The sequence below is a fragment of the Trinickia mobilis genome (genome assembly GCF_017315705.1).
GTDB classification, from domain to species: Bacteria; Pseudomonadota; Gammaproteobacteria; order Burkholderiales; family Burkholderiaceae; genus Trinickia_A; species Trinickia_A mobilis.
The window spans coordinates 1-10,872 of the sequence record NZ_JAFLRF010000079.1 but is presented as its reverse complement, the minus strand read 5'-3'; the positions used below and the strand labels follow the sequence as shown (position 1 = coordinate 10,872).

At 66.2% G+C, this 10,872-nt stretch carries 11 protein-coding genes and 3 pseudogenes; 10 read left to right on the top strand and 4 right to left on the bottom strand.

Features of this window, described 5'->3' with window-relative positions:
* From J3489_RS36490 to J3489_RS36480, 3 genes are all read right to left on the bottom strand, one after another.
* Window positions 1–461, bottom strand: a 461-nt coding sequence (locus J3489_RS36490) for an ABC transporter permease family protein (RefSeq protein WP_508617106.1), incomplete at its 3' end; no start/stop codon positions are given.
* 99 nt (window positions 462–560) lie between these two features.
* Window positions 561–1,601 carry an ABC transporter substrate-binding protein gene (locus J3489_RS36485; RefSeq protein WP_207005657.1) on the bottom strand — a complete coding sequence of 347 codons (1,041 nt, stop codon included), beginning with the start codon at window positions 1,599–1,601 and terminating at the stop codon, window positions 561–563.
* A 38-nt stretch (window positions 1,602–1,639) separates the two neighbouring features.
* A complete protein-coding gene (locus J3489_RS36480) occupies window positions 1,640–2,782 on the bottom strand; it encodes a mandelate racemase/muconate lactonizing enzyme family protein (protein ID WP_207005656.1) in 1,143 nt (380 codons plus the stop codon).
* Between the two features lie 188 nt (window positions 2,783–2,970).
* Between J3489_RS36480 and J3489_RS36475 the strand changes: the two genes are divergently transcribed.
* From J3489_RS36475 to J3489_RS36455, 5 genes are all read left to right on the top strand, one after another.
* Window positions 2,971–4,401, top strand: a complete 1,431-nt coding sequence (locus tag J3489_RS36475; protein WP_207005655.1) for an aminotransferase-like domain-containing protein — start codon at window positions 2,971–2,973, stop codon at window positions 4,399–4,401.
* 189 nt (window positions 4,402–4,590) lie between these two features.
* The gene (locus J3489_RS36470; RefSeq protein WP_207005654.1) at window positions 4,591–4,971 is read left to right on the top strand and encodes a DUF2946 domain-containing protein; all 381 of its coding nucleotides are present in this window, start codon (window positions 4,591–4,593) and stop codon (window positions 4,969–4,971) included.
* A gap of 104 nt (window positions 4,972–5,075) precedes the next feature.
* On the top strand, window positions 5,076–6,002 hold the full coding sequence (locus tag J3489_RS36465) for a hypothetical protein (protein ID WP_242540593.1): 927 nt from the start codon (window positions 5,076–5,078) through the stop codon (window positions 6,000–6,002).
* A 2-nt stretch (window positions 6,003–6,004) separates the two neighbouring features.
* Complete coding sequence (locus J3489_RS36460; protein WP_207005653.1) at window positions 6,005–6,379, top strand: copper resistance CopC family protein; 375 nt, start codon at window positions 6,005–6,007, stop codon at window positions 6,377–6,379.
* Between the two features lie 234 nt (window positions 6,380–6,613).
* Window positions 6,614–7,498, top strand: coding sequence for an IclR family transcriptional regulator (locus J3489_RS36455; protein ID WP_242540592.1), 885 nt, complete (start codon window positions 6,614–6,616; stop codon window positions 7,496–7,498).
* Here J3489_RS36455 and J3489_RS36450 read toward each other — a convergent pair.
* Window positions 7,483–7,721 (bottom strand): annotated as a pseudogene (locus J3489_RS36450) (porin); the annotation flags it as partial. The gene J3489_RS36455 and the pseudogene J3489_RS36450 sit on opposite strands and share 16 nt — an antisense overlap.
* 449 nt (window positions 7,722–8,170) lie before the next feature.
* Here J3489_RS36450 and J3489_RS36445 point away from each other — a divergent pair.
* From J3489_RS36445 to J3489_RS36425, 5 genes and pseudogenes are all read left to right on the top strand, one after another.
* Window positions 8,171–8,443: pseudogene (locus J3489_RS36445) on the top strand (Rieske 2Fe-2S domain-containing protein); the annotation flags it as partial.
* A pseudogene (locus J3489_RS36440) lies at window positions 8,441–8,830 on the top strand (cupin domain-containing protein); the annotation flags it as partial. The pseudogenes J3489_RS36445 and J3489_RS36440, both read left to right, overlap by 3 nt.
* Before the next feature lie 19 nt (window positions 8,831–8,849).
* Complete coding sequence (locus J3489_RS36435) at window positions 8,850–9,767, top strand: alpha/beta fold hydrolase (RefSeq protein ID WP_207005651.1); 918 nt, start codon at window positions 8,850–8,852, stop codon at window positions 9,765–9,767.
* Window positions 9,764–9,964 carry an SDR family oxidoreductase gene (locus J3489_RS38200; protein WP_242540591.1) on the top strand — a complete coding sequence of 67 codons (201 nt, stop codon included), beginning with the start codon at window positions 9,764–9,766 and terminating at the stop codon, window positions 9,962–9,964. The genes J3489_RS36435 and J3489_RS38200 overlap by 4 nt, the downstream gene beginning before the upstream one ends.
* On the top strand, window positions 9,957–10,872 hold a 916-nt coding region (locus J3489_RS36425; protein ID WP_207005650.1), incomplete at its 3' end, for a thiamine pyrophosphate-binding protein. The genes J3489_RS38200 and J3489_RS36425, both read left to right, overlap by 8 nt.

The following is a 10,872-nucleotide window of genomic DNA, read 5'->3' as shown; positions in this document are numbered from 1 at the left end:
CCGAGCCCGAACAGCATGAGCACCGGGATCAGGTACACGAAGCTCGGCAGCGTCTGCATGATGTCGAGGATCGGCAACAACACGCGCCGCAGCCACGCGCTGCGAGAGGTGAGAATGCCGATCGGCACGCCGAGCGCGACCGACAGCACAGTCGCCACCAGCATCAGCGCGAGCGTCTGCATCAGCTTTTCCCACAGGCCGAAGCAGCCGATCACGTAGAGCAGCAGCACGAAAAACGCGGCGACGCCGATGCGCCGCGTCGCGTTCCACGCGAGCAGGCCGACCGCAATCAGGATCAGCCACGGCGGCACGTCGCGCAGTGCCATTTCGATCGGCACCAGCACGTAGCGCAGGATCGAAGTGCTGAAGTCGTGGAAGCTGTCGCCGTACGCCGTGACGAACGACTGCACTTTGTCGTTCACCCAGTCGGCAATCGACAGATGAAGAAAGATCGAATTCATGGTGTTACCTCCCGGTCCCATGCAGAGCACACAGGCCCGCGCCAACCACGCTATGGACGGCAGGCCCGCGCCGATGCTCATCGGCCGCTCGATGCCCGCTTACGAACTGGCGAGCGCCGCCTGCACCTTCTGGGCGACGTCGGCCGGCACCCACTGCTTCCACATCTCAGGATGATCCTTCAGGAACTCGCGCGCCATCGTCTGGCCGTCGATCTTCTTGCTGGTCATCTCGAGGATGGTCTTGTTGAGGAAGTCCATCGGGAAGCTGACCTTCGAGTAGGCCGTCATCAGGTCGGGCTCGGCTTGATAGAACGGTGTCGACACGCCGATCTTCAGGTGCGAGACCAGATACGACGACGCGCATTGCGACGCGCTGTTGTCCGCGCGCAGCGTTTCCCAGCACTTCTGGTCGAACGGCGGCATCTTCAGCTGGACGAACTTGTACTTCGCCATCAGCGCGGCCGGTTGCCAATAGTAGAAGACGATCGGCTTGCCGCGCTCGTAGGCCGAGGTGATTGCCGCGTCGAGCGCCGCGCCCGTGCCGGGGCGGAAGTCGGTGTAGCTGTCGTCGAGCTTGAGGACCTTCAGAAGTCGCGTGTTGACGCGCTCGCAGTCCCAGCCCGACGGGCAGTTCAGGAAGCGGCCCTTGCCCGGTTCTTCGTCATCGGGGAAGACGTCCTTGTATTTAGGCAGGTCCGTGACCGACTTGAGGTTCGCCGCGACCGGCTTGATGTTGCGCGCAGGGTCGCCCTTCACGACATACTCCGGCACATACCAGCCTTCGTTCGTGCCGCCCGGCAGCGTATCGCCGATCAGCTTCACGTTGCCGTCCTTGACGGCCTTCGCGATGATTTCGGACCGGCCGGTCCATTGCTCGGCCCACACTTGCAGATCGTTGCGCGAGAGCGCGGTTTCGGTGGCGGCGGTGTTGCCCGGCACGGTGTCGGTCTTGCAGCCGTAGCCCTTTTCGGTGATGAAGCGCAGCACCTCCGTCGTGAACGAGCCGCTTTCCCACGTGACGCCCGCAAAACGCACCGGCTTGCCGCTCGAGCACCAGGTGCCGGCGTGCGCCGCGGCCGGCATCAGTGCGCCCGCTGCCAGCGCGATACACGACGCGCGAAGCCATTGTTTGATCTGCATGCTTGTCTCCTTTCGGTGGTTTATTCGGGGCGCCTTGCTCAGGCGTAGGTGCTGCGCTTGGCGAGCGTGGCGTCGAGCGCGGCTTCGTCGATCGCCAGGCCCAATCCTGGTGCATCCGACAAATTCAGCCACCCATCGCGGTCGATGTCGATAGGTTTTTCCAACATGAAGTCGCGGCGCTCGATCGACCATTCGGGCGGGTCGTACGGAAACTCGATGAAGGGCGCGGACGCGGCGCCCGCCGTCAGATGCAGGTTGGCGGCCAGGCCGATGCCGTTGCCCCAGGTGTGCGGCGTGAAGACCTTGCCGTGCGCTTCCACGGCTTGCGCGAGCTTGCGCAGGCCGTCCATGCCGAGCGTGCAGGCGACGTCCGGCTGCACGACGTCGAGGCAGTCGCGCGCGAGCAGTTGGTCGAATTCGTAGCGCTCGCGCGTGAGCTCGCCGCCCGCGATGCGCACCGGCGTTTGCTGCCGCAGCTTCGCGTAGCCGTCGTAGTCGCCGCGGTGCAGCGGCTCTTCCATCCAGTAGACGTTCTGCTTTTCGAGTTCGCGGGCGACGGCGAGCGCTTCGTCGACGGTCCACGGCGCCTTGGTGTCCCACGGCATGCGCCAGCCCTGGTTGCAGTCGACCATCAATTCGAGCTTGTCGCCGACTGCGCCGCGCACGGCGGCGAGCGTGTCGAGATCGTCGGAAAGGCACGTGCGGCCGAAGCGGATCTTGAGCGCCGGAAAGCCGCGTTCGATGACATGGCGCGCCATCTTCGCCATGTCGTCGGGGTGCCGGTGCACGCCGCTCGACGCATACGCGCGCACGCGCTTCGCGCGGCCGCCCATCATCTTCCAGCACGGCTCGCCGCGAATCTTGCCGGCGAGGTCCCAGAGCGCGATATCGAGCGGCCACGGCCGGCCCGCATGGAAACCGATGTTGTCCAGCACGGCGCTGTGACGGGGGAGATCGAGCGGATCGGCGCCGATGAAGAGGTGTTCGTAGTCCGCGAAGCCGTACATCGCGTCGCCGGAGCCGATGCCGGCATGGCCGGCGTCGTCGTGGACGCGGACGATCGTGGCGGGAAACTTGCGGCGCGGCTGGCTATCCCAGGACGCCGGGAACGGCGGGTCGAGTTTGAGCTGATGGTGCGTGATGTCGATCCGGGTGATGCGGTTTGCGGCGCTGCCTGCCATCTCGGCTTGTCTCCTTACTCCGGTCCCATGCAAGGCTCGGGAAGTCGTCGGGCGACGCTTCCATATCTGTATTGAGTGCATCCTATGAGTGCAAACGCCGCAACTCAATCGCTTCAATCGAAGTAAATGACTGCATTCATTCCGGTCGGTGGCGCGCGCATAATGCGTCAATACAAAAGGAGCTGCCCATGGCAATGAACACGTGGCTGCCGAAACTGGAGACAGGAAGCGACCCCAAATATCAGGTGATCGCGCGCGCGTTTGCGCAGGCCATCCTCAACGGCCAGCTGCCAGCGGGCGAGAAGCTGCCGCCGCACCGGTCGCTTGCGAGCGAGCTGCGCGTGACCACCGGCACGATCAGCCGGGCCTATGCCGAGCTGGAGCGGCAGGGGCTCGCGAATGCGCGCGTCGGCGACGGCACCTATGTCGCGCAGGCGCGCGCGCGTGAGCTGCCCGCTGCGGCGGCGCCGTCCGTCGTGCGCGGCTTTGCGCCTGCATCGTCCACGCTGATCGATCTCGGGCAGAACGTGCCGCAGCCGACTGCCGAAGCGCAGGTGCTCGTCACTGCGCTGCGCGATATCGCGGACGACGAGGCGCTTGCCTCCGAATTGCTGCAATACGTGCCGGAGGCCGGGCTGATGCGCCATCGCGAAGCGGGCGCGACGCTCCTCGCGCGCGCCGGCATGGCGGCAGCGAACCCGGCGCGCGTGCTGGTCACGCAGGGCGCGCAGCATGCGCTGGCGTCGGTGCTGCGCGCGGTCACGCGTCCGGGCGACACCGTGCTCGCCGAGATCGTCAGCTACCCCGGGATCATCGGGCTCGCGCGGCAGTTGCGTTTGCATCTCGTCGGCGTCGAGGTCGATCACGAAGGGATCGTGCCCGCGGCGCTCGACCTCGCGTGCAAGTCGCTGCATCCGCGCGCGATCTTCTGCGTGCCGACGATCCACAATCCGACCACCGCGACGATGTCGGCCGAGCGGCGCGATGCGGTCGCGTCGATCCTCGATCACTACGGCGTGCTGCTGATCGAGGACATCGTCCCGGCCATGCTCCTCGAAGCGCCGCCCGCGCCGATCGCGGCGCGGCTGCCCGAGCAGTCGTTTCTGATCACCGGGCTCGCGAAATCGGTGGCGCCCGGCTTGCGCGTGGGCTACGTGCAGGCGCCGCAGGCATGGTGCTCGAAGATCGCGGCCGTGCTGAGAAGCGATTGCTGGATGACCGCGCCGCTGCTCGCCGAGATTGCCGCACGCTGGATCGGCAACGGCGAGATCGAGCGGCTCGACGGCTTGCAGCGCGCGTACATCGAAACGCAGCAGACGGTCGCGCGCGAGGTGCTCGCTGGCGTCCCGTACCGGCACGCTCAGACGAGCTCGCATTTGTGGCTGCCGCTGCCCGAGCCATGGCGCGCGGCCGAATTCGCTGCTGCGCTGAGGCAGGAGGGCGTGCTCGTGAAGACCGCCGACAGCTTCGTCATCGGCCGCAATGCCGCGCCGCACGCGGTGCGCATCTGCATGACGGGGGCGCGCTCGATCGCGGCGCTCACGCGCGGGCTGTCGATCATTCGGGCGACGCTCGAACATGGGCTCGAAGGCGAGGTGGCGGCGCCTTATGCGCCTTGACGCCGTGAGCGTGTGAAGTCCTGCTGGCCGATCGGATTGCCGAGGCGGTCAGCAGGGCATCCCGCATCAGGCAGTTGCGATCGCGACTGATCCGCAACATCTGCCTGCGCCGCTTGTGGGGGCCGGGGCGCGTGGCATAATCTGCGCCTCATCGCCGTCCGTCCTTGCCTCTTAGCGCTCGCCGCCAGCATGTTCCGCCGCCGTTTCCAGAAGATCGGAAGCCTCCTTGGATTGCTCGCAATCCTGATGAGCACGTTCGCGCCGACGGTGTCGCAGGCGCTGGCCGCGCGCGATCGCGTCGACCTCGCGCTCGAAGCGTATTGCACGGCGCAACCGGCTTCGGCCGATGCGGGCGACGGCCAGTCGCCCGAGTCGCACGCGCTGCTGCACTGGCAGGCCTGCGCGTATTGCGGTTTCTTTGCCCATGTGCCCGTGCTGCCGGGCGTGCCCGCAACGTTCGCGGCCACACTGACGGCCACCCGCGCGCCGGTCGTCGCGCTTCACGTCGAAGTCCGCGCCGCGCCTCTTTTCACGGCTGCGCTGCCGCGCGCGCCGCCCGCCCGTTCCTGATTCGAATCCCTACCGTTCACCGATAATTTTCGCAACGCCTCGCAGCGTTGCGGCATCGTCGCGCAAGCGAGCGGCGATGCCTCATATGGTTCGAAAGGAACATCATGCGCACGTTTCGCAAACGGAGGCCGGCGCGTCTGCGCACGGCGTTTTGTTCCGCCGTCGGCGCGGCGGCTTGCCTTGCGGGTTCGCCTGCGGCTCAAGCTCACGCCGTGGTCGGCGACCGCGTCTTTCCGGCGACGATGGCCGTCGACGATCCTGGCGTCGGCGACGAATTCAACTTGCAGTTCGGCCACATCAAGACGCCCGACAGCAACGGCGACGACATCAACGTCAACACCGTGTCGTACGAGTGGGACAAGCTGATCACGAAGAATCTCGCGTTCAGCGTCGCGAGCAACTATGTCAGCCAGAACGTGCCGGACGGCGGCTCTGCGAAAGGCTGGGACAACGTCACGGTCGGCGCGAAGTACCTCGTCTATGCGAATGCGCGGCACGAATTCATGGCGTCGGTCGGGCTGCTCGCCGCGCTCGGCGGCACCGGTGCAAAATCGATCGCGAACTCGTTCTCGACCTTCACGCCGACCGTCTATTTCGGCAAGGGCTTCGGCGACTTGCCGGCGTCGCTCGGACTGTTGCGTCCGTTCGCGATTACCGGCACGATCGGCCCGAACCTGACGACCGCGTCGTCGGACCAGGGACCGAACTCGTTAGGCTGGGGCTTGACACTGCAATACAGCATTCCGTACCTGCAGACGCAGGTGAAGGATCTCGGCCTGCCGCAGCCGTTCGCCAATCTGATCCCGGTCGTCGAATTCCCGATGAGCACCTGCACGGCGGGCGCGTGCGCCGGCCAGACGACGGGCACGATCAACCCCGGCGTGATCTGGCTCGACCGCTACGGCCAATTCGGCATCGAAGCGCAGATTCCCGTCAATAGCAGGACCGGCACGCACACGGGTATCTTGGTGCAAGCCCATATCTACTTCGACGATATCTTCCCTAACTCTCTGGGCAAACCGCTCTTCTGACCATGAAAACTTCCCTGATCCCGCTTTCGATGCGCGGCGCCGCCGCCGCGCTGACGTTGACGCTCGCGCAGCTCGCGCACGCGCATGCCTATCCGACCAAGCAAGTGCCGGGCGCCGGCGCGACCGTGACGGCTGCGCAGAAAGATGTCGAGATCGACTTCGACGATGGGCTTGAACCCGCATTCAGCTCGATCGCCGTGACGGATGCGTCGGGCAAGTCGGTCGTGAACGGCAAGTCCGTGGTCGACGCGTCGAACAAGAAGCACATGTCGGTCGCGCTCAGTGTGTTGACGCCGGGTGTCTATACGGTGGCCTGGGTGGCCGTTGCCGACGACGGGCATCGCACGCAAGGGCACTACACGTTCACCGTGAAGTAACGTGAAGTAACGCGCGGGCGGCCGATTGCGGCTGCCCGCGCGCCTTGTCCGCCGGACCGATGCGAGGTCAAGGGCCTGCGGCCTTCGCGCTATGATGCGGTTTCATCTCCAGTCCACGCACGCCCGGCCGACATGGCAAAAGACAGCACCGCAGCGCCCGCAAGAAAAGCACCGAAAAAGCCGCGCGAGCATGCATCCGCGCAGCGCTTGACGGCCGCTGAACATTCCGGACCGATGGAAGCCAACGAAGGCAACGGCGACGAAGCGCAAGCCGGCTCGCCGCACTCGGCCTATCTGGTGCCGGGGCTCGAACGCGGGCTGCGGATTCTGGCCGAATTCTCCGCGCGCGAGCCAGTGCTCGGCGCGCCGGAACTGTCGAAGCGCATCGGCATTCCGCGCACGACGACCTTTCGCCTCTTGCAGACGCTCGCAGCGCTCGGCTTTCTCGAGCGCGCGAACGGCGACCGGCATTTCCGGCTCGGCGTCGCGGTGTTGCGGCTCGGCTTCGAATACTTGAGCTCGCTCGAGCTGACCGATTTCGGTACGCCGATTCTCGAGCGGTTGCGCGATGCGACCGGCTTTACGGCGCATCTCGTGATTCGCGATCAGCGCGACGTCGTGTTCGTCGCGAAGGCGCAAAGCCATCAATCGATGTTCAGCTCGGTGAAGGTGCAGGTCGGCACGCGCTTGCCTGCCCATGCAACGGTGCATGGGCACGTGCTGATGGGCGGCCTGACGCTCGGCGCGCTGCGCGAGCTGTACCCGGAGAAGGGGCTGGAGCCATTCACCGAGCGTACGCCTGCCACGGTCGACGAACTCCATGAGCGCGTGCGCGAATGCGCGGCGGCGGGATTCGCGGTCAGCGAGGCCTCGTTCGAGCGCGGCATTTCGGTGGTCACCGCACCGGTGCGCGAACAATCGGGAAAGATCGTCGCCGCCGTGACCGTGACGGTGCCTCGCTCGGATCTGGGCGAGGCTCACGAGCGCCGGCAACTCATCGAAACGGTTTGCGGTGCGGCCTGCGATTTGTCGGAGCGCCTCAATTACCGTCCGGCTGCGGACGATCCCACCGCGATGCACGCGCGGGGCATCCCCGCGCACGATCAGAACGAGTGGTGAATCCCGGTCAGGACGATGACCTGATTCGCGTTGCTCGACACGCCCGCCGTAAAGACCGCCGCATCGGCGCCGCGTTGAACGGCGTGAATTGATAGTTCGCGCCGGCATCGTAGCTCGGATACGTATCTGAGAAGCCGTTCGCCTGCAGCTTCGCGCGCGTGTAAAGGCCGTGCACAAGCAGCTTGCCGAACTGGTAGGGGAGGCCGGCGCCCATGCCCCCGACATGACGCCGGCCCCGATCACGCCCGCTGCAATCGTCTGCTAAATCATTTGTCATCCTAACCATGTGTTGCGAGGATCGGCCCGTTGTGAGGGGCGGAACAAAACGCGAAGAGCCCTATACGTTGGGCTTCCGGCGCGAATTTCTTGGACTGATTCGATGCGCGCGCAACCAAGTTCGAGACCGTGCTCGGTGTTTTCCCCTAGCGCTGCGGATTTTTGTTTTTTTCCTCCAGCGCGTTTCTTATAATGTCCATACATAAACTAACGTTCCTTGTATGGAACGCAGGCCGGATCGGCTTTCGTTCGCCCGAAGGCGCGCCTTGGACCGCTGAACGGCTCGCCGCTGAATTCCGCACGCTGGCGGAGTGACGCGCGGCAAAGCGCGCACAAGCCGCGCGCCTTAGGCCACGAGACACCCGCATCAATCGCATATGCATTCGGAGTCTTTCGATGACATCCCCCACGAACACAAGCAGCGCAGCCGATCCGATCCGGGCCTACCTCGATCTCGGTCTTCGCAACTATTGGTACCCCGTCGCGCCGAGCTGGCAGGTCGCGAACGCGCCGATCGGTCTCACGCGGCTTGGCGAGCAGCTCGTGGTGTGGCGTGACCAGGAAGGCCGCGTGCACGCGCTAGAAGACCGTTGCCCGCATCGCGGCGCGCGCTTGTCGCTCGGCTGGAATCTCGGCGACCGCGTGGCGTGCTGGTATCACGGCGTCGACCCGAAGTATCGCCGTGCGCAGACGCGCTATGTCGGCACGGGCGGCACCGGCGTCGCGAAGGACGTGAACACCGTGCCCGCGGGCAACTTCACGTTTTCGACGATGGTGATTCCGGCCTGCAACATCGGCCCGAGCCACATCCACATCGACGTCGAGGAGATCTTCTTCGTGATCCGCGGAAAGATGAAGGTGATCTGCGAGAAGGATGGCGAGAAGTGGGAGACCCTCGTCGGCGAGCGCGATCTGATCTCGGTGCCGCCGGGCGTCTATCGCACGGAAATCAACATCGGCGACGAAGATGCGTTGATGTGCGTGATGCTCGGTTCGCCGAAGCCGATTACGCCGACCTATCCGCCCGATTCGCCGCTTGCGAAGATCAAGCGCTAACCGAGCACGCGTGGCGACGATGACCTTTCCAGACACCCTCGTGACCAGCGCCGCTTGCGCTTCGCTCGAAGCGCGGCTTGCGTGCTTTCCCGCTCGACGCTTGACAACGCCGCAGCGTGTGATCGGCTACCGTGAAAGCGGCGCCGGGCACGCGCGCGATGCGCTGCCGCTCGTCTTGCTGCATGGCATCGGGTCCGGCGCCGCGTCGTGGGTTCAGCAACTCGAAGCGCTCGGCGCGAGGCGGCGCGTGCTCGCGTGGGATGCGCCGGGCTACGGCGAATCCTCGCGCGTCGCGCCGGCGTCGCCCGTCGCCGTGGACTACGCGCAAGCGCTCGCCGACTGGCTCGATGCGATGAACGTCGAGCATTGCGTCCTCGTCGGCCATTCGCTCGGCGCGATTATGGCGGGCGCGTTTGCGGCTCTTCATCCGTCGCGCGTCGCCGGGTTGCTGCTGCTGTCGCCTGCTGGCGGCTACGGAGCGGCAACGGCCGGCGAGCGCGAGACTCGCCGGGACTCGCGGCTCGCGATGCTCGCCGAACTCGGTCCCGCCGGCCTCGCCGAAAAGCGCAGCGCGAACATGCTGTCCGCGCATGCAGGCGACGCGGCACGCGCCTGGGTGCGCTGGAACATGGCGCGCATCGTGCCCGAGGGCTACGCGCAAGCGACGCATCTGCTCGCCAACGCGGACCTCGCGGCGGATATCGCTCGTGTCGCCGACGTCAACGGCCGCGTTGCCGTAGCCGTCGGCGCCGACGACACGATCACGCCGCCCGCCGCGTGCGAACGCATCGCACGCGCCGCTCGCACGAGCCTCAACGTCGTGCCGTGCGCGGGGCACGCGGGCTACGTCGAGGCGCCCGACGCCTACACGGCCCTCATCGATGCGTTTTGCCGCGCGAGCGCCGCAAACGCGAAGAACCCCGGAGCAACAGCATGACTCCCGGCACGCTCGGCGCGGCCGGCGTAGGCACCGCCCGCGAAGCGGACGACAAGGCCGAAACGGCCTACATGGTGCCGGGCCTCGAACGCCCCGAAGAAGCCGCCCAAGCGCTTTTTTATCTGGCTTCGCCGTTGTCGTCGTACACGACGGGCAGTCATATCGATGTTTCTGGAGGCGTTGCACGACATGTCTGAGAAAACCACCGTAGGCGAGCTGGTCGCCGCTTTCCTTGAACAATGCGGCGTGCGCATAACGTTCGGCGTGATTTCGATTCACAACATGCCGATCCTCGATGCGATAGGACGGCGCGGCAAGATCCGCTACGTCGGCGCGCGCGGCGAAGCGGGCGCGGTCAATATGGCCGATGGGCTCGCGCGCGTGTCGGGCGGCCTGGGTGTCGCGTTCACGAGCACAGGCACGGCGGCGGGCAACGCGGCGGGCGCGATGGTCGAAGCGTTGACGGCCGGCACGGCGCTCCTGCACATCACCGGGCAGATCGAGACCGACTATCTCGATCGCGGTTTCGCGTGCATCTACGAAGCGCCCGATCAGCTCTCGATGCTGCGATCGATTTCGAAGGCCGCATACCGCGTGCGCTCGATCGAGACCGCGTTTCCGACGATCCGCGAAGCCGTGCGCGTTGCGCTGACCGCGCCGAGCGGCCCGGTCAGCGTCGAGATTCCGATCGACATCCAGGCTGCGCTCGTCGATTGGCCCGCGGACCTGGCCGCGCCGCACGTGAGCCCGCTCACGCACGACAGCGCGCGCGTCGCGCAGCTCGCCGATGCGCTCGCGAGCAAGAAGCGGCCGCTCTTGTGGCTCGGCGGCGGCACGCGCCGTGCGCGCGCTGCGGTCGAGCGGCTCGTGGCGCTCGGTTTCGGCGTCGTGACGAGCGTGCAGGGGCGCGGCGTGCTGCCCGAGGATCATCCGGCCACGCTCGGCGCGTTCAACGTGCATCCGGCTGTCGAGAGTTTCTATCGGACTTGCGATGCGCTCGTCGTCGTCGGGTCGCGCCTGCGCGGCAATGAGACGCTGAAGTACAAGCTCGCGCTGCCGCAGCCGCTGTTCCGTGTCGACGCCGACGCACTCGCCGACAACCGCG

Excerpts from the sequence above, each read along its gene's own strand:
- J3489_RS36485 (WP_207005657.1), bottom strand. The coding sequence starts at position 1,601 with ATGCAGATCAAACAATGGCTTCGCGCGTCGTGTATCGCGCTGGCAGCG.
- J3489_RS36480 (WP_207005656.1), bottom strand. The coding sequence starts at position 2,782 with ATGGCAGGCAGCGCCGCAAACCGCATCACCCGGATCGACATCACGCAC.
- J3489_RS36475 (WP_207005655.1), top strand. The coding sequence starts at position 2,971 with ATGGCAATGAACACGTGGCTGCCGAAACTGGAGACAGGAAGCGACCCC.
- J3489_RS36470 (WP_207005654.1), top strand. The coding sequence starts at position 4,591 with ATGTTCCGCCGCCGTTTCCAGAAGATCGGAAGCCTCCTTGGATTGCTC.
- J3489_RS36465 (WP_242540593.1), top strand. The coding sequence starts at position 5,076 with ATGCGCACGTTTCGCAAACGGAGGCCGGCGCGTCTGCGCACGGCGTTT.
- J3489_RS36460 (WP_207005653.1), top strand. The coding sequence starts at position 6,005 with ATGAAAACTTCCCTGATCCCGCTTTCGATGCGCGGCGCCGCCGCCGCG.
- J3489_RS36455 (WP_242540592.1), top strand. The coding sequence starts at position 6,614 with ATGGAAGCCAACGAAGGCAACGGCGACGAAGCGCAAGCCGGCTCGCCG.
- J3489_RS36435 (WP_207005651.1), top strand. The coding sequence starts at position 8,850 with ATGACCTTTCCAGACACCCTCGTGACCAGCGCCGCTTGCGCTTCGCTC.
- J3489_RS38200 (WP_242540591.1), top strand. The coding sequence starts at position 9,764 with ATGACTCCCGGCACGCTCGGCGCGGCCGGCGTAGGCACCGCCCGCGAA.